General features: G+C 62.3%; 32 protein-coding genes. 29 read left to right on the plus strand and 3 right to left on the minus strand.

Translation table 11 applies throughout. The features are described from left to right. The first annotated feature begins 74 nt into the window (after positions 1 to 74). Complete coding sequence (gene rpoC / locus AC0L3O_RS28535) at positions 75 to 4,271, plus strand: DNA-directed RNA polymerase subunit beta' (protein WP_091591775.1); 4,197 nt, start codon at positions 75 to 77, stop codon at positions 4,269 to 4,271. A 134-nt stretch (positions 4,272 to 4,405) separates the two neighbouring features. On the opposite strand, the gene AC0L3O_RS28540 is transcribed toward rpoC, so the two are convergent. From AC0L3O_RS28540 to AC0L3O_RS28550, 3 genes are all read right to left on the minus strand, one after another. Next, a complete protein-coding gene (locus AC0L3O_RS28540; RefSeq protein ID WP_473536164.1) occupies positions 4,406 to 4,648 on the minus strand; it encodes a hypothetical protein in 243 nt (80 codons plus the stop codon). Then, the gene (locus AC0L3O_RS28545) at positions 4,623 to 5,558 is read right to left on the minus strand and encodes a Gfo/Idh/MocA family protein (RefSeq protein ID WP_473617287.1); all 936 of its coding nucleotides are present in this window, start codon (positions 5,556 to 5,558) and stop codon (positions 4,623 to 4,625) included. The genes AC0L3O_RS28540 and AC0L3O_RS28545 overlap by 26 nt, the downstream gene beginning before the upstream one ends. A gap of 126 nt (positions 5,559 to 5,684) precedes the next feature. Next, complete coding sequence (locus AC0L3O_RS28550) at positions 5,685 to 5,966, minus strand: hypothetical protein (RefSeq protein ID WP_023798115.1); 282 nt, start codon at positions 5,964 to 5,966, stop codon at positions 5,685 to 5,687. A 462-nt stretch (positions 5,967 to 6,428) separates the two neighbouring features. Between AC0L3O_RS28550 and rpsL the strand changes: the two genes are divergently transcribed. The 28 genes from rpsL (at position 6,429) to rpsM (ending at position 23,490) form a co-directional block, all read left to right on the plus strand. Then, the gene (gene rpsL / locus AC0L3O_RS28555) at positions 6,429 to 6,800 is read left to right on the plus strand and encodes a 30S ribosomal protein S12 (RefSeq protein WP_006333356.1); all 372 of its coding nucleotides are present in this window, start codon (positions 6,429 to 6,431) and stop codon (positions 6,798 to 6,800) included. A gap of 85 nt (positions 6,801 to 6,885) precedes the next feature. Next, the gene (gene rpsG, locus AC0L3O_RS28560; protein ID WP_008875664.1) at positions 6,886 to 7,356 is read left to right on the plus strand and encodes a 30S ribosomal protein S7; all 471 of its coding nucleotides are present in this window, start codon (positions 6,886 to 6,888) and stop codon (positions 7,354 to 7,356) included. A 30-nt stretch (positions 7,357 to 7,386) separates the two neighbouring features. After that, positions 7,387 to 9,477: an elongation factor G gene (gene fusA, locus AC0L3O_RS28565; RefSeq protein ID WP_023798114.1), complete on the plus strand. Its 2,091-nt coding sequence runs from the start codon at positions 7,387 to 7,389 to the stop codon at positions 9,475 to 9,477. Between the two features lie 66 nt (positions 9,478 to 9,543). Beyond that, on the plus strand, positions 9,544 to 10,719 hold the full coding sequence (tuf, locus tag AC0L3O_RS28570; RefSeq protein WP_091591201.1) for an elongation factor Tu: 1,176 nt from the start codon (positions 9,544 to 9,546) through the stop codon (positions 10,717 to 10,719). Between the two features lie 63 nt (positions 10,720 to 10,782). Then, entirely contained in the window at positions 10,783 to 11,091 is a 309-nt protein-coding gene (gene rpsJ / locus AC0L3O_RS28575; protein WP_006205468.1) for a 30S ribosomal protein S10, read from the plus strand. A 140-nt stretch (positions 11,092 to 11,231) separates the two neighbouring features. Then, a complete protein-coding gene (rplC, locus tag AC0L3O_RS28580) occupies positions 11,232 to 11,978 on the plus strand; it encodes a 50S ribosomal protein L3 (RefSeq protein ID WP_027154043.1) in 747 nt (248 codons plus the stop codon). Further along, a complete protein-coding gene (gene rplD, locus AC0L3O_RS28585) occupies positions 11,978 to 12,598 on the plus strand; it encodes a 50S ribosomal protein L4 (protein ID WP_027154042.1) in 621 nt (206 codons plus the stop codon). The genes rplC and rplD overlap by 1 nt, the downstream gene beginning before the upstream one ends. Beyond that, positions 12,595 to 12,888, plus strand: coding sequence for a 50S ribosomal protein L23 (locus AC0L3O_RS28590; RefSeq protein ID WP_010909275.1), 294 nt, complete (start codon positions 12,595 to 12,597; stop codon positions 12,886 to 12,888). Before rplD ends, AC0L3O_RS28590 begins: the two co-directional genes overlap by 4 nt. A gap of 23 nt (positions 12,889 to 12,911) precedes the next feature. Continuing rightward, positions 12,912 to 13,745 (plus strand): 50S ribosomal protein L2, encoded by an 834-nt coding sequence (gene rplB, locus AC0L3O_RS28595; protein ID WP_027154041.1) that lies wholly within the window; start codon positions 12,912 to 12,914, stop codon positions 13,743 to 13,745. Positions 13,746 to 13,761: 16 nt separating this feature from the next. After that, the gene (gene rpsS, locus AC0L3O_RS28600; RefSeq protein ID WP_006205463.1) at positions 13,762 to 14,040 is read left to right on the plus strand and encodes a 30S ribosomal protein S19; all 279 of its coding nucleotides are present in this window, start codon (positions 13,762 to 13,764) and stop codon (positions 14,038 to 14,040) included. A 2-nt stretch (positions 14,041 to 14,042) separates the two neighbouring features. Further along, positions 14,043 to 14,432, plus strand: coding sequence for a 50S ribosomal protein L22 (gene rplV, locus AC0L3O_RS28605; RefSeq protein WP_023799292.1), 390 nt, complete (start codon positions 14,043 to 14,045; stop codon positions 14,430 to 14,432). Next, complete coding sequence (gene rpsC, locus AC0L3O_RS28610) at positions 14,432 to 15,157, plus strand: 30S ribosomal protein S3 (RefSeq protein ID WP_023799291.1); 726 nt, start codon at positions 14,432 to 14,434, stop codon at positions 15,155 to 15,157. The genes rplV and rpsC overlap by 1 nt, the downstream gene beginning before the upstream one ends. Before the next feature lie 27 nt (positions 15,158 to 15,184). Continuing rightward, positions 15,185 to 15,598 (plus strand): 50S ribosomal protein L16, encoded by a 414-nt coding sequence (gene rplP, locus AC0L3O_RS28615; protein ID WP_023799290.1) that lies wholly within the window; start codon positions 15,185 to 15,187, stop codon positions 15,596 to 15,598. Between the two features lie 13 nt (positions 15,599 to 15,611). Then, a complete protein-coding gene (gene rpmC / locus AC0L3O_RS28620; RefSeq protein ID WP_023799289.1) occupies positions 15,612 to 15,812 on the plus strand; it encodes a 50S ribosomal protein L29 in 201 nt (66 codons plus the stop codon). Positions 15,813 to 15,823: 11 nt separating this feature from the next. After that, the gene (gene rpsQ, locus AC0L3O_RS28625; protein WP_023799288.1) at positions 15,824 to 16,063 is read left to right on the plus strand and encodes a 30S ribosomal protein S17; all 240 of its coding nucleotides are present in this window, start codon (positions 15,824 to 15,826) and stop codon (positions 16,061 to 16,063) included. A 71-nt stretch (positions 16,064 to 16,134) separates the two neighbouring features. Further along, complete coding sequence (rplN, locus tag AC0L3O_RS28630) at positions 16,135 to 16,503, plus strand: 50S ribosomal protein L14 (protein ID WP_006205457.1); 369 nt, start codon at positions 16,135 to 16,137, stop codon at positions 16,501 to 16,503. Positions 16,504 to 16,515: 12 nt separating this feature from the next. Continuing rightward, entirely contained in the window at positions 16,516 to 16,830 is a 315-nt protein-coding gene (gene rplX, locus AC0L3O_RS28635; RefSeq protein WP_013531428.1) for a 50S ribosomal protein L24, read from the plus strand. Then, positions 16,823 to 17,401, plus strand: coding sequence for a 50S ribosomal protein L5 (rplE, locus tag AC0L3O_RS28640; protein WP_023799287.1), 579 nt, complete (start codon positions 16,823 to 16,825; stop codon positions 17,399 to 17,401). The genes rplX and rplE overlap by 8 nt, the downstream gene beginning before the upstream one ends. A 27-nt stretch (positions 17,402 to 17,428) precedes the next feature. Beyond that, positions 17,429 to 17,734 carry a 30S ribosomal protein S14 gene (gene rpsN, locus AC0L3O_RS28645; protein WP_023799286.1) on the plus strand — a complete coding sequence of 102 codons (306 nt, stop codon included), beginning with the start codon at positions 17,429 to 17,431 and terminating at the stop codon, positions 17,732 to 17,734. Between the two features lie 12 nt (positions 17,735 to 17,746). After that, entirely contained in the window at positions 17,747 to 18,145 is a 399-nt protein-coding gene (rpsH, locus tag AC0L3O_RS28650; protein WP_006205453.1) for a 30S ribosomal protein S8, read from the plus strand. A 111-nt stretch (positions 18,146 to 18,256) separates the two neighbouring features. Then, complete coding sequence (gene rplF / locus AC0L3O_RS28655; protein ID WP_023799285.1) at positions 18,257 to 18,790, plus strand: 50S ribosomal protein L6; 534 nt, start codon at positions 18,257 to 18,259, stop codon at positions 18,788 to 18,790. 193 nt (positions 18,791 to 18,983) lie between these two features. Beyond that, the gene (gene rplR, locus AC0L3O_RS28660) at positions 18,984 to 19,343 is read left to right on the plus strand and encodes a 50S ribosomal protein L18 (RefSeq protein ID WP_023799284.1); all 360 of its coding nucleotides are present in this window, start codon (positions 18,984 to 18,986) and stop codon (positions 19,341 to 19,343) included. Positions 19,344 to 19,498: 155 nt separating this feature from the next. Next, positions 19,499 to 20,062: a 30S ribosomal protein S5 gene (gene rpsE / locus AC0L3O_RS28665; RefSeq protein ID WP_006333394.1), complete on the plus strand. Its 564-nt coding sequence runs from the start codon at positions 19,499 to 19,501 to the stop codon at positions 20,060 to 20,062. Between the two features lie 25 nt (positions 20,063 to 20,087). Further along, complete coding sequence (gene rpmD / locus AC0L3O_RS28670; RefSeq protein ID WP_006205449.1) at positions 20,088 to 20,285, plus strand: 50S ribosomal protein L30; 198 nt, start codon at positions 20,088 to 20,090, stop codon at positions 20,283 to 20,285. A 22-nt stretch (positions 20,286 to 20,307) separates the two neighbouring features. Then, positions 20,308 to 20,781, plus strand: coding sequence for a 50S ribosomal protein L15 (rplO, locus tag AC0L3O_RS28675; RefSeq protein ID WP_023799283.1), 474 nt, complete (start codon positions 20,308 to 20,310; stop codon positions 20,779 to 20,781). A 191-nt stretch (positions 20,782 to 20,972) separates the two neighbouring features. Then, entirely contained in the window at positions 20,973 to 22,313 is a 1,341-nt protein-coding gene (secY, locus tag AC0L3O_RS28680) for a preprotein translocase subunit SecY (protein ID WP_023799282.1), read from the plus strand. Continuing rightward, complete coding sequence (locus AC0L3O_RS28685) at positions 22,310 to 22,930, plus strand: adenylate kinase (RefSeq protein ID WP_287230426.1); 621 nt, start codon at positions 22,310 to 22,312, stop codon at positions 22,928 to 22,930. The genes secY and AC0L3O_RS28685 overlap by 4 nt, the downstream gene beginning before the upstream one ends. A 191-nt stretch (positions 22,931 to 23,121) precedes the next feature. Further along, positions 23,122 to 23,490 (plus strand): 30S ribosomal protein S13, encoded by a 369-nt coding sequence (gene rpsM, locus AC0L3O_RS28690; RefSeq protein WP_023799280.1) that lies wholly within the window; start codon positions 23,122 to 23,124, stop codon positions 23,488 to 23,490. The last annotated feature ends 85 nt before the right edge of the window (positions 23,491 to 23,575 follow it).

Here is a 23,575-nt window from a genome sequence, read left to right on the forward strand (position 1 = left end):
GGTCGACCAAGTCGGCGGGCGTTTGGCCCGCGCTAGATGCAAGGGGTTTCGATGACCCCGAAAAGGAGAACGGCATGAACCAAGAGGTCATGAATCTCTTCAATCCCCAGGCGCCTGCGCAGGTGTTCGATTCCATCCGGATCTCGCTCGCCAGCCCTGAGAAGATTCTGTCCTGGTCGTTCGGCGAGATCAAGAAGCCGGAGACCATCAACTACCGCACCTTCAAGCCGGAGCGCGACGGCCTGTTCTGCGCGCGTATTTTCGGTCCGATCAAGGACTACGAATGCCTGTGCGGCAAGTACAAGCGCATGAAGTACAAGGGCGTCATCTGCGAGAAGTGCGGCGTCGAAGTCACGCTGTCGCGCGTCCGTCGCGAGCGCATGGGCCATATCGAGCTGGCCGCGCCCGTCGCCCATATCTGGTTCCTGAAGTCGCTGCCGTCGCGTATCGGCACGCTGCTCGACATGACGCTGAAGGACATCGAGCGCGTTCTCTACTTCGAGAACTACATCGTCACCGAGCCCGGCCTGACCGCGCTGAAGGAGCACCAGCTCCTTAGCGAGGAAGAGTACATGATGGCCGTCGACGAATATGGCGAGGATTCGTTCACCGCCATGATCGGCGCCGAGGCCATCCACGACCTTCTGGCCGGCATGGACCTGGAGAAGATCGCCGGCGACCTGCGTTCGGAGCTGGCTTCGACTACATCCGAGCTCAAGCAGAAGAAGTATCTGAAGCGGCTCAAGGTCGTCGAGAACTTCATGGAGTCCGGCAACCGTCCGGAATGGATGATCATGAAGGTGGTGCCGGTGATCCCGCCGGACCTGCGCCCGCTGGTTCCCCTGGACGGCGGCCGCTTCGCCACGTCCGATCTCAACGATCTCTATCGCCGCGTCATCAACCGCAACAACCGTCTGAAGCGGCTGATCGAGCTGCGCGCGCCCGGCATCATCGTGCGCAATGAAAAGCGCATGCTGCAGGAAGCCGTCGACGCGCTGTTCGACAACGGCCGTCGCGGCCGCGTCATCACCGGCGCCAACAAGCGTCCGCTGAAGTCGCTGTCCGACATGCTGAAGGGCAAGCAGGGCCGGTTCCGCCAGAACCTGCTCGGCAAGCGCGTCGACTATTCCGGCCGCTCGGTCATCGTGACCGGTCCGGAGCTCAAGCTGCACCAGTGCGGCCTGCCGAAGAAGATGGCGCTCGAACTGTTCAAGCCCTTCATCTATGCCCGTCTCGACGCCAAGGGTTATTCCTCGACCGTCAAGCAGGCGAAGAAGCTGGTCGAGAAGGAGCGTCCGGAGGTCTGGGATATCCTCGACGAGGTTATTCGCGAGCATCCGGTGCTTCTGAACCGTGCGCCGACGCTGCACCGCCTCGGCATCCAGGCGTTCGAGCCGATTCTGATCGAAGGCAAGGCGATCCAGCTTCACCCGCTGGTCTGCACGGCCTTCAACGCCGACTTCGACGGCGACCAGATGGCGGTTCACGTGCCGCTGTCGCTGGAAGCACAGCTTGAAGCCCGCGTGCTGATGATGTCGACCAACAACATCCTGCACCCGGCTTCCGGCGCGCCGATCATCGTGCCGTCGCAGGACATGGTCCTGGGTCTCTACTATCTCTCGATCGTCAACCAGAACGAGCCGGGCGAGGGCATGGTGTTTGCCGACATGGGCGAACTCCAGCACGCGCTCGAGACCAAGGCGGTGACGCTGCACTCCAAGATCAAGGGCCGCTTCCGCTCGGTCGATGCGGACGGCAAGGTCGTGTCGAAGATCTACGACACCACGCCCGGCCGCATGATCATCGGCGAGCTTCTGCCGAAGAACGTCAATGTGCCGTACGAGACCGCCAACCAGGAGATGACCAAGAAGAACATCTCCAAGATGATCGACACCGTCTACCGCCATTGCGGTCAGAAGGAGACGGTCATTTTCTGCGATCGCATCATGGCCCTCGGCTTCAGCCACGCCTGCCGCGCCGGCATTTCGTTCGGCAAGGACGACATGCTGATCCCGGATGCCAAGATCAAGCTGGTTTCCGACACCGAGGCCTTGGCCAAGGAATACGAGCAGCAGTACAATGACGGCCTGATCACCCAGGGCGAGAAGTACAACAAGGTCGTCGACGCTTGGGCCAAGTGCTCGGAAAAGGTCGCCGACGAGATGATGGCTCGCATCAAGGCGGTCGAGTTCGAGGACAATGGCCGTCAAAAGCCGATGAACTCGATCTACATGATGTCGCACTCCGGTGCGCGCGGCTCGCCCACCCAGATGCGCCAGCTTGCTGGTATGCGCGGCCTGATGGCCAAGCCGAGCGGCGAGATCATCGAAACGCCGATCATCTCGAACTTCAAGGAAGGCCTGACCGTGCTCGAGTACTTCAACTCGACCCACGGCGCCCGCAAGGGTCTGGCCGACACCGCCTTGAAGACGGCGAACTCGGGTTACCTCACCCGTCGTCTGGTCGACGTGGCGCAGGACTGCATCGTCAACTCCGTCGACTGCGGCACCGACAAGGGCCTCACCATGCAGCCGATCGTCGATGCCGGCCAGGTCGTCGCTTCCGTCGGCCAGCGGGTTCTCGGCCGCACGGCGCTCGACGACATCACGCATCCGGTCACCGGTGAGGTTCTGGTCAAGGCCGGAACCCTGATGGACGAACGCGACGTCGAGCAGATCGAAAAGGCCGGCGTCCAGTCGGTCCGCATCCGCTCGGCGCTGACCTGCGACGTCAGGGTCGGTGTCTGCGCGGTCTGCTACGGACGCGATCTGGCCCGCGGCACCCCGGTCAACCAGGGCGAGGCTGTCGGCGTCATCGCGGCGCAGTCGATCGGCGAGCCGGGCACCCAGCTCACCATGCGTACCTTCCACATGGGCGGCACGGCGCAGGTGGTGGACTCGTCGTTCCTTGAAGCCTCGTATGAGGGCAAGGTCGAGATCCGCAACCGCAACGTGGTGCGCAACTCCGACGGCCAGCAGATGGTCATGGGCCGCAATATGGCCGTGCTGATCCTCGACGAGGCCGGCAAGGAGCGCGCCACGCACCGCCTCACCTATGGTTCGCGCATCTTCGTGGACGATGGCGACAAGGTGAAGCGCGGCCAGCGCATCGCCGAGTGGGATCCCTATACCCGCCCGGTCCTCACCGAAATCGAGGGCAAGGTGGCGTTCGAGGATCTGGTCGACGGCATTTCCGTCCAGGAAACGGCCGACGAATCGACCGGCATCACCAAGCGCGAGGTCATCGACTGGCGTTCGACGCCGCGCGGCAACGACCTCAAGCCGGCGATCGTAGTCCAGGACGCCAAGGGCAAGGTCGGCAAACTGTCGAAGGGCGGCGACGCTCGCTTCCTGCTCTCGGTCGAGGCCATTCTGTCGGTCGAGCCGGGTGCACAGGTTCGCCCCGGCGACGTGCTGGCGCGTATCCCGATGGAAAGCGCCAAGACCAAAGACATCACCGGCGGTCTGCCGCGTGTTGCCGAACTGTTCGAGGCACGCCGTCCGAAGGATCACGCCATCATCGCCGAGATCGATGGCACGATCCGCTTCGGCCGCGACTACAAGAACAAGCGTCGCATCATCATCGAGCCACATGACTCGACGCTTGAGCCGGTCGAATACCTGATCCCGAAAGGCAAGCCGTTCCATCTCCAGGACGGCGACGTCATCGAGAAGGGCGACTACATCCTCGACGGCAATCCGGCGCCGCACGACATCCTGGCGATCAAGGGCGTTGAGGCGCTTGCCTCCTACCTCGTCAACGAGATCCAGGAGGTCTACCGTCTGCAGGGCGTGTCGATCAACGACAAGCACATCGAGGTGATCGTTCGCCAGATGCTGCAGAAGGTCGAGATCACTGCGCAGGGCGACTCGACCTACATTCCGGGCGACCACGTCGACGTGATCGAGCTGGAAGAGGTCAACGAGCGCCTGGTCGAGGACGGCAAGAAGCCGGCCGAAGGCCAGCCGGTGCTGTTGGGCATCACCAAGGCCTCGCTGCAGACGCCGTCCTTCATCTCGGCCGCCTCCTTCCAGGAGACGACCAGGGTGCTGACCGAAGCGGCGGTTGCCGGCAAGACGGACATGCTGCAGGGGCTGAAGGAAAACGTCATCGTCGGCCGTCTGATCCCGGCCGGCACCGGCGGCACGATGAGCCAGATCCGGCGCATCGCCACCTCGCGTGACGAGCTGATCATCGACGAGCGCCGCAAGGCGTCGGGCGTCGAGGTCGCCGACCCGATGCTGACCGACATGGCTTCCGCCGCGCAGTAAGCGCGGCGGGTACAGATCTCAGGCAACGAAGCCGTCGGGGCAACCCGGCGGCTTTTTTGCATGTTGAGTTGGCGACGAACTGGAGGAGGCGTCGTCGAGTGTTGCGACTTGTTTCGATCGTCCGGCGCCGCCCCTCATTGCCCTGCCGGGCATTTCTCCCCGTAAACGGGGAGAAAGAAGCTGGCCGCAACCTTGGCGCTCTTTCTGCGACGGTGGAGATTGGCGAAATCTTTGATGACGGCGTCCTTCTCCCCGTTCACGGGGAGAAGATGGCGGCAGCCAGATGAGGGGCGGCGCGGCGATTGCAGAATGTCAGGACCGGAGAAGGCCACTCCTTGCAGCGCCGCGGCGTCAATCGAAAAACGCTTCCACCACATTGCGCTTGCCGAGCATAAAAGCGTCGGCGACATGTTGCAACGGAGCGAGATCGACGTCGGGAACGCCGGCGCGCACGATCTCGGCGAAGCGCTTGTAGAGCATCGGATATTCGGCTTCCGGCTCGTCGTGAACGATGCGGCCGTCGACCGCGAGTTTTGCGCCGCCGCCCGAAAGCACCATCGCGCCCTTGTCCGTCTCGGCCAGGATGTCCCAGCTTTGCGGGCCGGTCTGGCGCCAGTCGAGTTCCATCGCCACCGGCAAGCCGTTCGAGGTGCGGAAGGCGATGTGCGCGGCGATCGGGGCTGCACGGTTTTCGGGAAAATCGAGGATTGCCGAGCTGATGAACATCGCCGGCAATATGTGGGTCGCGATCGACAGCGCGTTGATGCCGGGATCGAAGACGCCGAAGCCGCCCGGCGCCCAGATCCAGTCCTGGTTCGGGTGCCAGCGGCGCACGTCCTCCTTCCAGTTGATGGCGGCCGACCTGATCTGGGTCGAGCCTAAAAATGCGCGCGCCGCTTCCACCGCCGGCGCATAGCGCGAATGCCAGCTGGCGAACAGCGAGACGCCGTTTGCCGCGGCCAGTGCTTTCAGGTCTTCGACCTCGCTGACCGTGGCGCCGGGTGGCTTTTCCAGAAAAACATGCTTTTTTGCTTCCAGCGCCGTCCGCGCGGCGTCGTAGCGGAACTGCGGCGGCATGCAGAGCGATACGGCCTCGAGCTCCGGCACGGCGTCGAGCATCGCCTCGATATCAGGAAAATTCGCGATGCCGTCCACCTTGCCGTGCCGGCTGGCGGCGGCGGTGAGCAGGTAGTCACGGTCCTTGGCCAGGGCCGGCAGGTGCTGGTCGCGAACAATCTTTCCCACGCCGACGATGCCGAGCTTGATGGGACCGCTATTCAGGGACATGGGAACTCCGCAGGTTGATATTGCGCTTGGTTCTTAACAGAGAACCGATGCCGGGCAAGCAGTGCCAGACCGCGACGGCCCCAGACCGCGACGGCCCCAAACCGCGACGGCCAGGGGCATGGCTGGTCACAGCGGCACGTCGAAGGTGACGATCGACACTTCGCCTTCGAGCGCGCCCTGATAGGCCGACAAATGCGGCTCTTCGTCGGGCACGCCGTCCAAGTCGCCGATCTGGTCGAGCTCCGCCTCGGCGTAGCCTTCGGCCGCGAGTGATTCGAGCGCCCGGCGCACCGCCGAATCGTCGTCGGGCGCGACCAGCATGAGGTGGACGCCTTCCGGCTTGCCGCCCTTTCTTTTCCACGCCCGGCCGGTGATGATGGTGACCGGGCGCTCATCATTGTCGTTCACGGGCCGATTCCTCCGGGCGAGGGGATTTGCGCTGTTCATGTCGCTTTTTCGCATGAAGCGTGGCTATGCAACAGCCGAGGGCCGGTCACTTTCTTCCTTGCTCTTGCAAAATGGCGAAAGAAAATTACATGCGCTTTTCGCATGGCTGCCAAGCCTCGGTTTCAGCGTAATATTTGGTGCTCCGGGGTTGACGGGCAACAGGCTTGCGAGTAGAAGCCGCCCAGTCAGAACCGATGTGAGGCTCTCCCTTCCGAAGCGACACGCTTTGGAGTTTGCCTCAAACAGGGTTCGTTTTACGAGCGAAAAGACATTTCCGGCGTGCATGAAGCGGTTTCCGCTTCCTCTGCCATTTGTTCGGGCAAGACCGCGAGGCGCGGTTTGTGGCCCGACTTTGCGTATGGAAATGACGCTTTGAGCGGCCCTGACCGGGCAAGACACGGAATTGAGAGACAAGAGGGTTTAATGCCTACCGTCAACCAGCTGATCCGCAAGCCGCGCATTGCGCCGGTGAAGCGCAACAAGGTCCCGGCCATGCAGCAGAACCCGCAGAAGCGGGGCGTCTGCACGCGCGTCTACACAACGACGCCGAAGAAGCCGAACTCGGCGCTGCGCAAGGTGGCCAAGATCCGCCTGACCAATGGTTTTGAAGTGATCGGCTACATCCCCGGCGAAGGCCACAACCTTCAGGAGCACTCGGTGGTGATGATCCGCGGCGGCCGCGTCAAGGATCTTCCGGGCGTCCGCTACCATATCATCCGCGGCGTGCTCGACACGCAGGGTGTGAAGAACCGCAAGCAGCGCCGTTCGAAATACGGCGCCAAGCGTCCGAAGTGACCGAAGCGTAGCCAAGGTCATCCCGGACGGCGCCAGGCGACGATCCGGGATCCAGGCCACCACGCAGAATTGAGGCAGAGAAAAAATGTCCCGTCGTCACAGTGCAGAAAAGCGTGAGATCAATCCGGACCCGAAGTTCGGCGATCTGATCGTCACCAAATTCATGAACGCCGTCATGTATGACGGCAAGAAGTCGGTTGCCGAGACCATCGTCTACGGCGCGCTCGACCAGGTCCAGTCCAAGACCAAGCAGGAGCCGGTCACCGTCTTCCATCAGGCGCTCGACAATGTCGCGCCGCATGTGGAAGTGCGTTCGCGCCGCGTCGGCGGCGCCACCTACCAGGTTCCGGTCGACGTGCGCCCCGAGCGTCGTCAGGCGCTGGCCATCCGCTGGCTGATCGCCGCCGCCCGCAACCGCAACGAGACCACGATGGTCGACCGCCTCTCCGGCGAGCTGATGGACGCGGCCAACAACCGCGGCACCGCCGTCAAGAAGCGTGAAGACACCCACAAGATGGCAGAAGCCAACCGCGCCTTCGCGCACTACCGCTGGTAAAGCGCGAACGAGACTGAAGAGGCACCTCCCATGGCCCGTGAATATAAAATCGAAGACTACCGCAATTTCGGTATCATGGCGCATATCGACGCCGGCAAGACGACGACCACCGAGCGCGTCCTCTACTACACGGGCAAGTCGCACAAGATCGGCGAAGTCCATGACGGCGCTGCGACCATGGACTGGATGGAGCAGGAGCAGGAACGCGGCATCACCATCACGTCCGCCGCGACCACGACCTTCTGGAAGGCTCGTGACGGCAAGATGCACCGCTTCAACATCATCGACACTCCCGGCCACGTCGACTTCACCATCGAGGTCGAGCGTTCGCTGCGCGTGCTCGACGGCGCCATTGCGCTGCTCGACGCCAACGCCGGTGTCGAGCCGCAGACGGAGACCGTCTGGCGCCAGGCCGACAAGTACCGCGTGCCGCGCATGATCTTCTGCAACAAGATGGACAAGATCGGCGCGGATTTCTATCGCTCGGTCGAAATGATCGGCTCGCGCCTCGGTGCGCAGGCTGTCGTCATGCAGCTGCCGATCGGCGCCGAGACCGAGTTCAAGGGTGTCGTCGATCTCGTCGAGATGAACGCGCTGGTCTGGCGCGACGAGACGCTCGGCGCCGCCTGGGACGTCGTCGAGATCCCGGACGACCTCAAGGCACGTGCCGAAGAATATCGCGAGAAGATGATCGAGGCCGCCGTCGAAATGGACGAGACGGCGCTCGAGAATTACCTCGAAGGCAAGATGCCCAGCAATGACGAGATCCGCGCCCTGATCCGCAAGGGCACCATCGCGGTGAAGTTCTACCCGATGTTCTGCGGCTCGGCCTTCAAGAACAAGGGCGTGCAGCCGCTGCTCGACGCAGTCGTCGAATATCTGCCGTCGCCGGCCGACGTTCCGGCCATCAAGGGCGTCGACGCAAAGACCGACGCCGAGATCGAGCGTCACGCCGACGACAGCGAGCCGCTGTCGATGCTCGCCTTCAAGATCATGAACGACCCGTTCGTCGGATCGCTCACCTTTGCCCGCATCTATTCGGGCAAGCTCACCAAGGGCATCTCGGTCGACAATACGGTGAAGGGCAAGAAGGAGCGCATCGGCCGCATGCTGCAGATGCATGCGAATTCGCGCGCTGACGTCGAAGAGGCTTTCGCCGGCGACATCGTCGCTTTGGCCGGCCTCAAGGACACGACGACTGGCGACACGCTCTGCGATCCGCTGCATCCGGTCATCCTCGAGCGCATGGAATTCCCCGATCCGGTCATCCAGATCGCGATCGAGCCGAAGACCAAGAACGACCAGGAAAAGATGGGCCTTGCGCTGCATCGCCTGGCCGCCGAGGACCCGTCCTTCCGCGTCAAGACCGACGAGGAAAGCGGCCAGACGATCATCTCCGGCATGGGCGAACTCCACCTCGACATCATCGTCGACCGCATGCGTCGCGAGTTCAAGGTCGAGGCCAATGTTGGCGCGCCGCAGGTGGCCTATCGCGAGACGATCACCCGCAGGCACGAGCAGGACTACACCCACAAGAAGCAGACCGGCGGCACCGGCCAGTTCGCCCGTGTCAAGATCCTGTTCGAACCGAATCCGGAAAGCAGTGAATTCCTGTTCGAATCCAAGATCGTCGGCGGCGCAGTGCCGAAGGAATACATCCCCGGTGTCGAAAAGGGCATCAACAGCGTCATGACCTCTGGCCCGTTCGCCGGCTTCCCGATGATCGGCGTCAAGGCGACGCTGATCGACGGCGCCTACCATGATGTCGACTCCTCGGTGCTCGCCTTCGAAATCGCCGGCCGTGCCTGCTTCCGTGAAGCGGCGCCCAAGCTTGGCGTGCAGCTGCTCGAGCCGATCATGAAGGTCGAAGTGGTGACGCCGGAAGATTATGTCGGCAGCGTCATCGGTGATCTGAACGGCCGTCGCGGCCAGATTCAGGGCCAGGAATCGCGCGGCGTGGCGGTGGTTGTGAACGCCATGGTGCCGCTCGCCAACATGTTCAAATACGTCGACAATTTGCGCTCGATGAGCCAGGGCCGCGCGGCCTATACGATGCAGTTCGATCACTACGAGCCGGTCCCCACCGCGGTCGCTCAGGAAGTCCAGAAGAAATACGCGTAACCCCAACGGGTTGCAGCGCTAACTTAATTCAAAGCCCGCACGGGCGAGCAGGAATGGAGAGATCACATGGCAAAAGGTAAATTCGAGCGTACAAAGCCTCATGTGAACATCGGCACGATTGGCCATGTCGATCATGGCAAGACGTCGCTGACGGCGGCGATCACCAAGTATTTTGGCGAATACAAGCGCTACGACCAGATCGATGCGGCGCCCGAGGAGAAGGCGCGCGGCATCACCATCTCGACGGCGCATGTCGAATACGAGACGGCCAACCGCCACTACGCCCATGTCGACTGCCCCGGCCACGCCGACTACGTCAAGAACATGATCACCGGTGCTGCGCAGATGGACGGCGCGATCCTGGTTGTGTCGGCCGCCGACGGCCCGATGCCGCAGACCCGCGAGCACATCCTGCTGGCCCGCCAGGTCGGCGTGCCGTCGATCGTGGTGTTCTTGAACAAGGTCGACCAGGTCGACGACGCCGAGCTGCTCGAACTGGTCGAGCTCGAGGTGCGCGAGCTCCTGACCAAGAACGAGTTCCCCGGCGACGACATTCCGATCGTCAAGGGTTCGGCACTTGCGGCACTCGAAGATTCCGACAAGAAGATCGGCGAGGATTCGATCCGCGAACTGATGGCTGCGGTCGACGACTACATCCCGACGCCGGTTCGCCCGCTCGACAAGCCGTTCCTGATGCCGATCGAGGACGTGTTCTCGATCTCCGGCCGCGGCACGGTTGTGACCGGCCGCGTCGAGCGCGGCGTGGTCAAGGTCGGCGAGGAGCTTGAGATCGTCGGCATCCGTCCGACCACCAAGACGACCTGCACCGGCGTCGAGATGTTCCGCAAGCTGCTCGACCAGGGCCAGGCCGGCGACAACATCGGCGCGCTGCTGCGCGGTGTCGACCGTGAAGGTGTCGAGCGCGGCCAGGTTCTGGCCAAGCCGGGCACGGTCAAGCCGCACAAGAAGTTCGTCGCCGAAGCCTACATCCTGACCAAGGACGAGGGCGGCCGTCACACGCCGTTCTTCACCAACTACCGGCCGCAGTTCTACTTCCGCACGACCGACGTGACCGGCATCGTGTCGCTGCCGGAAGGCACCGAGATGGTGATGCCGGGCGACAACATCACCGTCGATGTCGAGCTGATCGTGCCGATCGCCATGGAAGAGAAGCTGCGCTTCGCCATCCGTGAAGGCGGCCGCACCGTCGGTGCCGGCATCGTCGTCACCATCAAAGAGTAATTTGGACTTAAACCGATCTGTCGCGGGCGCTGCCCGCGCCGCGCCAGAACAAGGAAGTGACGCATGAACGGACAGAATATCCGCATCCGCCTGAAGGCGTTTGATCACCGGGTGCTTGACGCCTCGACGCGGGAAATCGTGTCGACGGCCAAGCGCACCGGCGCCAACGTCCGCGGCCCCATTCCGCTGCCGACGCGGATCGAAAAGTTCACGGTCAACCGGTCGCCTCACGTCGACAAGAAGAGCCGCGAGCAGTTCGAGATGCGCACGCACAAGCGTCTGCTCGACATCGTCGATCCGACCCCGCAGACGGTCGACGCTTTGATGAAGCTCGATCTTGCTGCCGGTGTCGACGTCGAGATCAAGCTCTAAGGAACCAGAGCGGCGGGGCGACCCGGAACTCTGAAGGAACAAGAGGCGTGGAGGGGCGACAGCCCCGACAGGGAACTCTGAAGGAACAAGAGGCGTGGAGGGGCGACAGCCCCGACAGGGAACTCTAAAGGAATGAACCGATGCGTTCAGGTGTGATTGCAAAGAAGGTGGGAATGACCCGCATCTACAACGATGCCGGGGAACATGTTCCCGTCACCGTTCTCCAGATGGAGAACTGCCAGGTCGTGGCGCAGCGCACGCAGGAGAAGAACGGCTATACCGCCGTCCAGCTCGGCGTTGGCCTTGCCAAGGTGAAGAACACGTCGAAGGCGATGCGCGGCCATTTCGCGACCGCTTCCGTCGAGCCGAAGGCCAAGGTTGCCGAGTTCCGCGTCTCCGCCGACAACATGATCGATGTCGGCGCCGAGATCACCGTCGATCATTTCGTCGTCGGCCAGAAGGTCGATGTGACGGGAACCACGATCGGCAAGGGTTTCCAGGGCGTCATCAAGCGGCACCACATGGGCGGCGGCCGCGCGACCCACGGCAACTCGGTCTCGCACCGTACGCACGGCTCGACCGGCCAGCGCCAGGACCCGGGCAAGGTGTTCAAGGGCAAGCATATGGCCGGCCACATGGGTGACACCCGCGTCACCACGCAGAATGTCGAGGTCGTCTCGACCGATGCCGATCGCGGTCTGATCCTGATCCGCGGCGCGGTTCCCGGTTCGAAGGGCGCCTGGATCCTTGTCCGTGACGCAGCCAAGGTTGCGCTGCCGGCCAATGCGCCGAAGCCCGCCGCAATCCGCGCCATTGCAACCAATGGTGGCGCCAAGAACGATGCCCCGGCCACAGTAGATGCCCCGGCCACAGAGGGAGCGGAATAATGGACCTCAAGATCACAACGCTTGGCGGCAAGGACGCCGGCAAGGTGAAACTCTCCGAGGAGATTTTCGGCCTTGATCCGCGCGAGGACATCCTGCAGCGCGTCGTGCGCTGGCAGCTTGCCAAGAAGCAGCAGGGCACGCACAAGACCAAGGGTCGCGCCGAGATCGCCCGCACCGGCGCCAAGATGTACAAGCAGAAGGGTACGGGCCGCGCCCGTCACCATTCGGCACGCGCTCCGCAGTTCCGCGGCGGCGGCAAGGCCCACGGCCCGGTCGTCCGCAGCCATGAGCACGATTTGCCGAAGAAGGTGCGTGCGCTGGGCCTCAAGCATGCTCTCTCGGCCAAGGCCAAGAGCGCCTCGCTCATCATCATCGATGAGCTGATGCTGACCGAGGCCAAGACCAAGGCGCTGATCGCGAATTTCGCGACGCTGGGCCTGTCCAACGCCCTGCTGATCGGCGGCGCCGAGCTCGACAAGAATTTCAAGCTGGCGGCGACGAACATCCCGAACATCGACGTGCTGCCCATCCAGGGCATCAACGTCTACGACATTCTGCGCCGCGGCACGCTGGTCCTTTCGAAGGCCGCCGTCGAGGCTCTCGAGGAGCGCTTCAAATGACCGACCTTCGTCACTACGACGTGATCGTCTCGCCGGCGATCACCGAAAAGTCGACCATGGCTTCCGAGCAGAACCAGGTCGTCTTCAACGTCGCCAAGAAGGCGTCGAAGCCGGAAATCAAGGCTGCCGTCGAAGCGCTGTTCGGCGTCAAGGTGATGGCCGTGAACACGCTTGTCCGCAAGGGCAAGATCAAGCGCTTCCGCGGCACGATCGGCCGCCAGAGCGACGTCAAGAAGGCGATTGTGACGCTGGCCGACGGCCAGTCGATCGACGTCGCGACGGGTCTCTGAGCAAGACCGCGAGGACAACAGACATGGCACTGAAAAAATTCAACCCGATAACGCCGAGCACCCGTCAGCTGGTCATCGTCGACCGCTCGGGCCTCTACAAAGGCAAGCCCGTCAAGGGCCTGACCCAGGGCCTGACCAAATCGGGCGGCCGCAACAATTACGGCCGCATCACGGCCCGCTTCATCGGCGGCGGTCACAAGCGTACGTACCGCATCATAGACTTCAAGCGCCGCAAGTTCGACATTGTCGGCACGGTCGAGCGTATCGAATACGATCCGAACCGCAGCGCCTTCATCGCGCTGATCAAGTATGACGATGGCGAGCTGTCCTACATCATCGCTCCGCAGCGCCTTGCTGCCGGCGACAAGATCGTGGCCGGCGAAGCGGTCGACGTGAAGCCGGGCAATGCGATGCCGCTGGCCTCGATGCCGGTCGGCACGATCGTCCACAACATCGAGCTGAAGCCGGGCAAAGGTGCCCAGGTTGCCCGTTCGGCTGGCGGTTATGCCCAGCTCGTCGGCCGTGACCAGGGCATGGCGATCCTGCGCCTCAACTCAGGCGAGCAGCGTGTCGTCCACGGCTCGTGCATGGCCACTGTCGGCGCCGTGTCCAACCCGGACCACGGCAACATCAATGACGGCAAGGCAGGCCGCACGGTGTGGCGGGGAAAACGTCCGCACAACCGCGGCGTGACCATGAACCCGGTCGACCATCCGCACGGCGGCGGCGAAGGCCGCACCTCGGGTGGCCGCCATCCGGTTTCGCCTTGGGGCAAGCCGACCAAGGGCAAGAAGACGCGGTCCAATAAGGCGACCGACAAGTTCATCCTGCGCTCGCGCCATCAGCGCAAGAGCTAAGAAGAGGTAACGCCAAGTGACTCGTTCGATTTGGAAAGGCCCCTTCATCGACGGCTACCTTCTCAAGAAGGTAGACAAGGTTCGTGAAGGTGGTCGCAATGAGGTGATCAAGATGTGGAGCCGTCGCTCCACCATCCTGCCGCAGTTCGTCGGCTTCACCTTCGGTGTTTACAACGGCCAGAAGCACGTTCCCGTTTCGGTGAACGAGGACATGGTCGGCCACAAGTTCGGTGAATTCGCTCCGACCCGGACCTATTACGGTCACGGCGCGGATAAGAAGGCGAAGAGGAAATAATCATGGGCAAGGCCAAAGCTCCGCGCAGGCTTGCTGACAACGAAGCGCGCGCCGTGTTGCGCACGATCCGTATCAGCCCGCAGAAGCTGAACCTGGTTGCCGCGCTGATCCGCGGCAAGAAGGTCGCGACAGCGCTTTCCGATCTCGAATTCTCGGCCAAGCGGATTTCCGGCACGGTCAAGAAGACGCTGGAATCGGCGATCGCCAACGCGGAAAACAACCACGACCTCGACGTCGATGCGCTGATCGTGGCGGAAGCCTATGTCGGCAAGTCGATCGTCATGAAGCGGTTCCATGCCCGTGGCCGTGGCCGCGCCAGCCGTATCGAGAAGCCGTTCTCGCACCTCACGATCGTCGTTCGTGAAGTCGAAGAAAAAGTGGAGGCCGCATAATGGGCCAGAAAATCAATCCGATCGGTCTGCGTCTCGGCATCAACCGCACCTGGGATTCGCGCTGGTTCGCCAACACCGGCGAATACGGCAAGCTGCTGCACGAGGACATCAAGATCCGCAAGTATCTTGAGAAGGAACTCAAGCAGGCTGCGATTTCTAAGGTCGTGATCGAGCGTCCGCACAAGAAGTGCCGCGTCACCATCCATGCGGCGCGTCCGGGCCTGATCATCGGCAAGAAGGGCGCCGACATCGAGAAGCTTCGTAGGAAGCTGATGGAGATGACGAAGTCCGAGACGCATTTGAACATCGTCGAAGTGCGTAAGCCGGAGATCGACGCGACGCTGGTCGCCCAGTCGATCGCCCAGCAGCTCGAGCGCCGTATCGCGTTCCGCCGCGCCATGAAGCGCGCCGTGCAGTCGGCGATGCGCCTCGGTGCCGAAGGCATCCGCATCAACTGCGCCGGCCGTCTCGGCGGCGCCGAGATCGCGCGCATGGAATGGTATCGCGAAGGTCGCGTGCCGCTGCATACGCTGCGCGCCGACGTCGACTACGGCACGGCCGAAGCACACACCGCCTACGGCATCTGCGGTGTCAAGGTCTGGGTGTTCAAGGGCGAAATCCTCGAGCACGACCCGATGGCTTCGGAGCGCCGCGCCACCGAGGGCGATCATGCGCATGGCGGTGGTGGTGAGCGCGAACGCGGTCGCCGTCGCGAAAACGCCTGAGACAGTTGAGAATTTGGAGTTAGAACGATGCTGCAGCCAAAGCGCACAAAGTTCCGCAAGCAGTTCAAGGGTCGTATCCACGGTGCCGCCAAGGGTGGCACCAATCTGGATTTCGGTGGTTTCGGGCTGAAGGCGCTTGAGCCGAACCGCGTCACTGCGCGTGAGATCGAGGCGGCCCGCCGCGCGATCACCCGCGAGATGAAGCGCGCCGGCCGCGTCTGGATCCGTATCTTCCCGGACGTGCCGGTGACGTCGAAGCCGACCGAAGTCCGCATGGGCAAGGGCAAGGGCGCGGTCGATTACTGGGCGGCGCGCGTCAAGCCTGGCCGGATCATGTTCGAGATCGACGGCGTCAATGAGGAAACCGCCCGTGAGGCGCTGCGTCTCGGCGCGGCCAAGCTCTCGGTCAGGACGCGCTTCGTACAGCGCATCGCAGAATAAGGACGGGTTGATCATGAAAGCCGAAGACATCCGGACCAAGACCCAGGACCAGCTGACCGACGAGTTGGCCAGCCTGAAGAAGGAGCAGTTCAACCTGCGCTTCCAGAAGGCCACCGGCCAGCTCGAGAAGACCGCGCGCGTGAGGCAGGTCCGCAAGGACATTGCGCGTATCAAGACCATCGCTGCGGAAAAATCCGCGGCTAAGAAGGCTTAAGGACGAAAACCATGCCAAAGCGCATTCTGCAGGGCACCGTCGTCAGCGACAAAAACGAGAAGACGGTTGTCGTCAAGGTCGAACGGCGCTTCACGCATCCCGTGATGAAGAAGACCGTGCGCATGACCAAGAAGTACAAGGCGCACGACGAGAACAACGCCCACAAGGTCGGCGATCAGGTGTTCATCCAGGAATCGAAGCCGATTTCCAAGGACAAGCGCTGGACCGTCGTGTCTTCGGACCAGGCGTAAACAACGAATTTTGGACAGACCGGGGAGGGGCTTTGCGCCCGTCCCGTTAGAAGAGAAGAAGGCGGCCAGTCATGATTCAGATGCAAACAAACCTCGACGTCGCGGATAATTCCGGCGCCCGTCGTGTCATGTGCATCAAGGTGCTGGGCGGCTCGAAGCGGAAATACGCTTCCGTCGGCGACATCATCGTGGTGTCGATCAAGGAAGCCATCCCGCGCGGCCGCGTCAAGAAGGGCGATGTGATGAAGGCGGTCGTGGTTCGCACGGCCAAGGACATCCGCCGCCCGGACGGCAGCGTGATCCGTTTCGACAAGAACGCGGCCGTTCTCGTCGACAACAAGAAAGAGCCGATCGGCACGCGTATCTTTGGACCGGTTCCGCGCGAACTCCGCGCCAAGAACCACATGAAGATCATCTCGCTCGCGCCTGAAGTGCTGTAAGGAGCCGGACCAATGCAGAAGATTAGAAAAGGCGACAAGGTCGTCGTGCTGGCCGGCAAGGACAAGGGCCGTTCGGGCGAAGTCCTCTCGGTACAGCCGAAGGAAGACACCGCGCTGGTGCGCGGCGTCAACATGATCCGTCGTCACCAGAAGCAGTCCCAGTCCCAAGAGGGCGGGATCATCACCAAGGAAGCGCCGATCCAGCTGTCGAACATCGCGCTGGCCGACCCCAAGGATGGCAAGCCGACCCGTGTCGGCTTCATCTTCCAGAAGGACGGCAAGAAGGTGCGCGTCGCCAAGCGCTCGGGAGAAGTCATCAATGGCTAAGGCTCAAACCAAGCAGGCGACTGCCCAGAACACGCCGCGCCTCAAGCAGGTCTACAACGAGACCATCCGCAAGGCGCTGCAGGAGCAGTTCGGCTACGAGAACGAGATGCAGGTTCCGCGCATCGACAAGATCGTGCTGAACATGGGCGTCGGCGAAGCGACCGGCGATTCGAAGAAGCCTTCGATCGCGGCGGAAGATCTTGCGCTGATCGCCGGCCAGAAGGCCGTCGTCACGCACGCGCGCAACTCGATCGCCGGCTTCAAGGTCCGCGAAAAGATGCCGATCGGCGCCAAGGTCACGCTGCGCAAGGAACGCATGTACGAGTTCCTCGACCGCCTCGTGAACATCGCGCTGCCGCGCGTCCGCGACTTCCGCGGACTCAATCCGAAGAGCTTCGATGGCCGTGGCAACTATGCCATGGGCATCAAGGAACACATCGTGTTCCCGGAGATCAACTACGACAAGGTTGATCAGATCTGGGGCATGGACGTCATCGTTTGTACGACTGCGAAGACGGACGACGAAGCCAGGGCATTGCTCAAGGCCTTCAACTTCCCCTTCCGCCAGTAACGGCAGCGAGAAAAGGAAAAATCTGAAATGGCAAAGACCAGCTCAGTCGAGAAGAACAACAGGCGCCGCAAGCTTGTGGACCAGTACGCTGCCAAGCGTAAGGTCCTCAAGGCGATCATCATGGATCAGTCCAAGCCGATGGAAGAGCGCTTCCGCGCTCAGCTGAAGCTTGCGGCACTGCCGCGCAACTCGGCCAAGATCCGCATCCGCAACCGCTGTGAAGTCACCGGACGTCCGCGTGCCTATTATCGCAAGCTCAAAGTATCGCGCATCGCGCTTCGTGATCTCGGCAATAACGGCCAGATCCCGGGCCTGGTCAAGTCGAGCTGGTAAGGAGGACATAACATGTCATTGAGCGATCCTCTCGGCGATATGCTGACCCGCATCCGCAACGCCTATGGCCGCAAGAAGTCGAGCGTTTCGACGCCGGCCTCGCGCCTGCGCACCCGCGTCCTCGACGTGCTGAAGGCGGAAGGCTATATCCGCGACTACAGCCAGACCGACTTCGACAACGGCAAGTCCGAAATCGAGATCGAGCTGAAGTATTTCGACGGAGCGCCGGTGGTGCGCGAAATCGCCCGCGTCTCGAAGCCGGGCCGTCGCGTTTACGTTTCGGCGAAGTCGATCCCGCACGTCGCCAACGGCCTCGGCATCGCCATCCTTTCGACGCCGAAGGGCGTGATGGCCGACCACGAAGCGCGTGAACAGAATGTCGGCGGGGAAATCCTCTGCCAGATCTTCTGATCTGGAGCGCGATCCCGAACCGAACCACGCAGTGAAACGTGGAACCCGGATTCGGACAAGATCACGCTCGAAACAGAGACCTGAAACAAGAGAAGTGACGAGGACAACAAAATGTCTCGTATTGGAAAGAAACCCGTTTCGCTGCCGCAGGGCGTGACCGCGACCGTCGACGGCCAGACCGTCACGGCGAAGGGCCCCAAGGGTGAGCTGAAGTTCGTGGTCAACGACGAAGTGCTGGTCAAGATGGAAGGCAGCGAGATCGCTGTCCAGCCACGCGACCAGACCAAGACCGCCCGTTCCAAATGGGGCATGTCGCGCACGCAGATCGTCAACATCCTGCAGGGCGTCAAGGACGGTTTCGAAAAGAAGCTCGAGATCACCGGCGTTGGCTATCGCGCCGCCATGCAGGGCAAGAACCTGCAGCTGGCGCTCGGCTTCAGCCATGACGTCGTCTACGAAACGCCGCAGGACATCACCATCACCGTGCCGAAGCCGACGGAAATCACCGTGACCGGCATCGACAAGCAGAAGGTCGGTCAGGTTGCTGCCGAGATCCGCGAATATCGCGGTCCCGAGCCGTACAAGGGCAAGGGCGTCCGTTACGCTGGCGAGAAGATCGTCCGCAAGGAAGGCAAGAAGAAGTAGTTTCGTCAATGGTGAACGGTGAATGGTAAAATGGCAGAAGGATAGAGCAGGAGCCGGGCGGCACCTGGTTTCTACCTTTCACCATTTTTCCATTCACCATTCACTGCAAATCAACGCCGCGGGGAGCGGTCGCGGGAGGCTTGCCCTACCGCACAGGGTTGCCCCCGTTTTTTGAAGGCAAGGAACTGATATCATGGGCTCGAAAGACTCCACCCAACGCCGCGCTCAGCGCGTCCGCCGCCAGATCAAGAAGGTCGCCGGCGAGCGTCCGCGTCTGTCGGTCCACCGCACGTCGAAGAACATCTACGTCCAGGTCATCGACGACGCCAAGGGCCACACCATCGCTGCCGCCTCGACGCTGGAGAAGGACCTCAAGGGTTCGCTCAAGACCGGTGCCGACACTGCCGCCGCTGTGGCAATCGGCAAGCTGATTGCCGAGCGCGCTTCGAAAGCCGGCGTCAAGGAAGTCGTCTTCGACCGCGGACCATACATCTATCACGGCCGCGTCAAGGCGCTGGCCGAGGCCGCCCGTGAAGGTGGCTTGAGCTTCTAAAGCATGATCCCGAACCGGAGGTCAGCGCAGCAAAAAGTTGCAGACTTTTTGGATAAGATCATGCGAAGGGAAAAATGAATTTCGCCCCCGGCAACCCACAGCGGTGCCGGATATCATCATCAACCGTGCTTCCGGAAAAAAACAAGGAACAGGATATGGCACAGGAACGTAGGGATGGCGGCCGCGGCCGTGATCGCGAAGAGCGCGACGACGGCATGGTGGACAAGCTCGTCCACATCAACCGCGTCGCCAAGGTCGTCAAGGGCGGCCGGCGCTTCGGCTTTGCAGCACTCGTCGTCGTCGGCGACCAGAAGGGCCGTGTCGGCTTCGGTCACGGCAAGGCGCGCGAAGTGCCAGAGGCGATCCGCAAGGCGACCGAATCGGCCAAGCGCGACATGATCTTCGTGCCGCTGCGCTCGGGCCGTACGCTGCATCACGACGTCGAAGGACGCTGGGGTGCCGGACGCGTTCTGCTGCGCGCTGCCAAGCAGGGTACCGGCATCATCGCCGGCGGCCCGATGCGCGCCGTCTTCGAGACGCTCGGCATGCATGACGTGGTCGCCAAGTCGATGGGTTCATCGAACCCCTACAACATGGTTCGCGCCACCTTCGACGCGCTGAAGAGCCAGATGCATCCCAAGGATGTGGCTGCCGCGCGTGGCATCAAGTATTCGACCCTTCAGGCCCGCCGCGGCACCGCCGTTGCGGCCGAAGAATAGTCGACGCTGACCAGGGATATTGACCATGGCCAAGAAAGCAACCAAGACCATCACCGTCGAGCAGATCGGTTCGCCGATCCGCCGGCCGAAGGAGCAGCGCGCGACGCTGGTCGGCCTCGGCCTCAACAAGATGCACAAGCAGCGCACGCTGGAGGACACCCCCTCCGTGCGCGGCATGATCGCTGCCGTCCAGCATCTCGTCCGCGTCGTGGACGAGGGCTGAACCAGAGCGCAGGAGAACTCAGATGAAACTCAACGATCTGCGTGACAAGGACGGCGCGACGCATTCCAGGAAGCGTCTCGGCCGCGGCATCGGTTCCGGCTCGGGCAAGACCGCCGGTCGCGGCGTCAAGGGCCAGAAGGCGCGCTCCGGCGTCGCCGTCAACGGCTTCGAGGGTGGCCAGATGCCGCTCTACCGGCGCTTGCCGAAGCGTGGCTTCAACAACATCTTCGCCAAGAGCTTTGCCGTCGTGTCGCTGGCCCGCATCCAGGCTGCGCTCGATGCCAAGAAGCTCGACGCCAAGACGACCGTGACCGCCGAAGCGCTGGTCGCGGCCGGCGTCATCCGCCGCGTCAAGGACGGCGTGCGCATCCTCTCCGACGGCGAGATCAAGTCGAAGCTTGCCTTCGACGTGGCCGGCGCCTCCAAGGCTGCCGTCGAGAAGATCGAAAAGGCCGGCGGTTCGGTGAAGCTGCCGGAAAAGGCAGCAGCCGAGTAATGGCGATTTGAAGCGCGATCGGCAAGAGCGGGACACGTTTTGCTTTTGATTGCGCTTTGATCCGATCAATATGGCGGCCGCGTCAACGCGGCCGCTTGCATGTTTGCAGTCCGGAGCTTATCTCGTGAGCTTCGGTGACACGCGCCGCCTGAGTTGCGGGCCATCGAGCGTGACCAAGCGGAGAATCAGGCATGGCTTCGGCTGCTGAACAACTAGCCTCGAATCTGAATTTCTCGGCCTTCGCCAAGGCGGAGGATCTGAAGAAGCGCATCTGGTTCACAGTTGGCGCGCTGCTCGTGTACCGCCTCGGCACCTATATCCCGCTGCCCGGCATCAATCCCGACGCTTTCGCCCAGGCCTTCTCGTCGCAAAGCAAGGGCGTGCTTGGCATGTTCAACATGTTCGCCGGCGGCGCCGTCGAGCGCATGGCGATCTTTGCCCTCGGCATCATGCCCTATATCTCCGCTTCCATCATCATGCAGCTGATGACCTCCGTCATCCCGTCACTGGAGTCGCTGAAGAAGGAAGGCGAGCAGGGCCGCAAGGTCATCAACCAGTATACTCGCTACGGCACCGTGCTTTTGGCGCTGGTCCAGGCCTACGGCATTGCGGTCGGGCTGGAAGGCGGCAGCGGCATCGTCAGCGATCCCGGCATGTTCTTCCGCATCTCGACCGTCATCACGCTGGTCGGCGGCACCATGTTCCTGATGTGGCTCGGCGAGCAGATCACCGCCCGCGGCATCGGCAACGGCATTTCGCTGATCATCTTTGCCGGCATCGTCGCTGGCCTGCCGCAAGCCATCTCCGGTACGCTGGAACTTGGCCGCACCGGCGCGCTGTCGACCGGCCTGATCCTGGCGATCATCGTTCTTGCCGTCGTCGTCATCGCGCTGATCGTGTTCTTCGAGCGCGCCCAGCGGCGCTTGCTGATCCAGTATCCCAAGCGCCAGGTCGGCAACCGCATGTTCCAGGGCGACACCTCGCACCTGCCGCTCAAGCTCAACACGGCCGGCGTCATTCCGCCGATCTTCGCCTCTTCGCTGCTGTTGCTGCCGGCGACGGTCGCCGGCTTCTCGCAGACGACCAACATGCCAGCCTGGGCCAGCACCGTCCTGGCGGCACTCGGTCATGGCCAGCCGCTCTACATGGCGTTCTATGCGGCGATGATCGTGTTTTTCGCCTTCTTCTATACGGCGATCGTCTTTAACCCGAAGGACACCGCCGACCAGCTCAAGAAGCATTCGGGTTTCATTCCGGGCTACCGTCCCGGCGAGCGCACCGCGGATTACATCGACTATGTCCTTACCCGCATAACTGTCGTCGGCGCCATTTATCTGGTGCTGGTGTGTCTGCTGCCCGAGTTCCTGATTTCAGCGACTGGCGTACCATTCTACCTCGGTGGCACATCGCTTCTGATCGTGGTCAGTGTAACGCTCGACACGGTGGCGCAAATTCAGGGTCACCTGATCGCGCACCAGTATGAGGGCCTGATCAAGAAGTCGAAGCTGCGCGGGGGGAAGAAGGCCAGATGAGGTTGATATTGCTTGGGCCGCCAGGGGCGGGCAAGGGGACACAAGCACAAAGACTGGTAGAAAAATACGGCATACCCCAACTCTCGACGGGCGATATGCTGCGCGCTGCTGTCCAGGCCGGCACCGAAGTCGGCAAACGGGCCAAGGCGGTGATGGACGCTGGCGAACTGGTTTCCGACGCCATCGTCAACGCTATCGTCGCCGAGCGTATCGATCAGGCCGATTGCGCAAGGGGATTCATCCTTGACGGATATCCGCGAACCCTGGTGCAGGCGGACGCGGTTGAATCGATGCTCTCGGCTCGCCGACTCACTCTCGACGCCGTCATCGAACTTGTCGTCGACGACAAGGCGCTGGTTGGCCGAATCGGCAAGCGCGCCGAAGAGGCCAAGGCCGCGGGTCTGCCGGTGCGCAAGGACGACAATCCGGCGGTGTTCGAAGAGCGCCTGAAGGAGTACTACAAGAAGACGTCGCCGCTGATCGGCTACTACTATGCCAAGGGCAAGCTGAGAGGTGTCGACGGCATGGCCGACATCGATGCGGTGACGCGACAGATCGAAGCGGTGCTCACGGCTGCGACCCCAGTGGCGGCGCAAGGGTCTGCGTACGGAAAATAAACGATTGCGCTTGACTGGAGCGGTTCGCTGGGGTATGGCGGCCCGTCTTCCTATCAGGCATGAGGCTTGCTTGCCCGCAAGGGCAAGGCAGCCTCGTTGAACTGGAAACTCCCGCATGGGCCGGCCTCCACCGGACGCGGGGCAACTTTGACAGCGCCGGCTTGTCCGGCCCACATGGAGAAGAGAAGAACATGGCTCGTATAGCCGGCGTCAACATTCCGACCAACAAGCGCGTCGTCATTGCGCTTCAGTACATTCACGGCATTGGCAAGAGCTTCGCCCAGGAGATCGTCGACAAGGTCGGCATCCCGGCCGAGCGTCGCGTCAACCAGCTGACCGACGCGGAAGTGCTGCAGATCCGCGAGACGATCGACCGTGACTACCAGGTCGAGGGCGATCTGCGCCGCGAAGTATCGATGAACATCAAGCGGCTCATGGACCTCGGCTGCTATCGCGGCCTGCGTCATCGCCGCTCGCTGCCGGTTCGCGGCCAGCGCACGCATACCAATGCGCGCACCCGCAAGGGTCCGGCCAAGTCGATCGCCGGCAAGAAGAAGTAATTTAGGGCAGTACGGGAGTAGGGCAGTAAGGCAATAGGATCGGCAGACATACTGCCCTACTGCCGTATTCCCCTACTGCCTTCTC

The sequence above is a fragment of the Mesorhizobium sp. WSM4810 genome (assembly GCF_055811235.1).

Bases quoted from the DNA above. Each gene is read 5' to 3' on its own strand.
- rpoC (WP_091591775.1), top strand. From the start codon at position 75: ATGAACCAAGAGGTCATGAATCTCTTCAATCCCCAGGCGCCTGCGCAG.
- AC0L3O_RS28540 (WP_473536164.1), bottom strand. From the start codon at position 4,648: ATGTGGTGGAAGCGTTTTTCGATTGACGCCGCGGCGCTGCAAGGAGTG.
- AC0L3O_RS28545 (WP_473617287.1), bottom strand. From the start codon at position 5,558: ATGTCCCTGAATAGCGGTCCCATCAAGCTCGGCATCGTCGGCGTGGGA.
- rpsL (WP_006333356.1), top strand. From the start codon at position 6,429: ATGCCTACCGTCAACCAGCTGATCCGCAAGCCGCGCATTGCGCCGGTG.
- rpsG (WP_008875664.1), top strand. From the start codon at position 6,886: ATGTCCCGTCGTCACAGTGCAGAAAAGCGTGAGATCAATCCGGACCCG.
- fusA (WP_023798114.1), top strand. From the start codon at position 7,387: ATGGCCCGTGAATATAAAATCGAAGACTACCGCAATTTCGGTATCATG.
- tuf (WP_091591201.1), top strand. From the start codon at position 9,544: ATGGCAAAAGGTAAATTCGAGCGTACAAAGCCTCATGTGAACATCGGC.
- rpsJ (WP_006205468.1), top strand. From the start codon at position 10,783: ATGAACGGACAGAATATCCGCATCCGCCTGAAGGCGTTTGATCACCGG.
- rplC (WP_027154043.1), top strand. From the start codon at position 11,232: ATGCGTTCAGGTGTGATTGCAAAGAAGGTGGGAATGACCCGCATCTAC.
- rplD (WP_027154042.1), top strand. From the start codon at position 11,978: ATGGACCTCAAGATCACAACGCTTGGCGGCAAGGACGCCGGCAAGGTG.
- AC0L3O_RS28590 (WP_010909275.1), top strand. From the start codon at position 12,595: ATGACCGACCTTCGTCACTACGACGTGATCGTCTCGCCGGCGATCACC.
- rplB (WP_027154041.1), top strand. From the start codon at position 12,912: ATGGCACTGAAAAAATTCAACCCGATAACGCCGAGCACCCGTCAGCTG.
- rplV (WP_023799292.1), top strand. From the start codon at position 14,043: ATGGGCAAGGCCAAAGCTCCGCGCAGGCTTGCTGACAACGAAGCGCGC.
- rpsC (WP_023799291.1), top strand. From the start codon at position 14,432: ATGGGCCAGAAAATCAATCCGATCGGTCTGCGTCTCGGCATCAACCGC.
- rplP (WP_023799290.1), top strand. From the start codon at position 15,185: ATGCTGCAGCCAAAGCGCACAAAGTTCCGCAAGCAGTTCAAGGGTCGT.
- rpmC (WP_023799289.1), top strand. From the start codon at position 15,612: ATGAAAGCCGAAGACATCCGGACCAAGACCCAGGACCAGCTGACCGAC.
- rpsQ (WP_023799288.1), top strand. From the start codon at position 15,824: ATGCCAAAGCGCATTCTGCAGGGCACCGTCGTCAGCGACAAAAACGAG.
- rplN (WP_006205457.1), top strand. From the start codon at position 16,135: ATGATTCAGATGCAAACAAACCTCGACGTCGCGGATAATTCCGGCGCC.
- rplX (WP_013531428.1), top strand. From the start codon at position 16,516: ATGCAGAAGATTAGAAAAGGCGACAAGGTCGTCGTGCTGGCCGGCAAG.
- rplE (WP_023799287.1), top strand. From the start codon at position 16,823: ATGGCTAAGGCTCAAACCAAGCAGGCGACTGCCCAGAACACGCCGCGC.
- rpsN (WP_023799286.1), top strand. From the start codon at position 17,429: ATGGCAAAGACCAGCTCAGTCGAGAAGAACAACAGGCGCCGCAAGCTT.
- rpsH (WP_006205453.1), top strand. From the start codon at position 17,747: ATGTCATTGAGCGATCCTCTCGGCGATATGCTGACCCGCATCCGCAAC.
- rplF (WP_023799285.1), top strand. From the start codon at position 18,257: ATGTCTCGTATTGGAAAGAAACCCGTTTCGCTGCCGCAGGGCGTGACC.
- rplR (WP_023799284.1), top strand. From the start codon at position 18,984: ATGGGCTCGAAAGACTCCACCCAACGCCGCGCTCAGCGCGTCCGCCGC.
- rpsE (WP_006333394.1), top strand. From the start codon at position 19,499: ATGGCACAGGAACGTAGGGATGGCGGCCGCGGCCGTGATCGCGAAGAG.
- rpmD (WP_006205449.1), top strand. From the start codon at position 20,088: ATGGCCAAGAAAGCAACCAAGACCATCACCGTCGAGCAGATCGGTTCG.
- rplO (WP_023799283.1), top strand. From the start codon at position 20,308: ATGAAACTCAACGATCTGCGTGACAAGGACGGCGCGACGCATTCCAGG.
- secY (WP_023799282.1), top strand. From the start codon at position 20,973: ATGGCTTCGGCTGCTGAACAACTAGCCTCGAATCTGAATTTCTCGGCC.
- AC0L3O_RS28685 (WP_287230426.1), top strand. From the start codon at position 22,310: ATGAGGTTGATATTGCTTGGGCCGCCAGGGGCGGGCAAGGGGACACAA.
- rpsM (WP_023799280.1), top strand. From the start codon at position 23,122: ATGGCTCGTATAGCCGGCGTCAACATTCCGACCAACAAGCGCGTCGTC.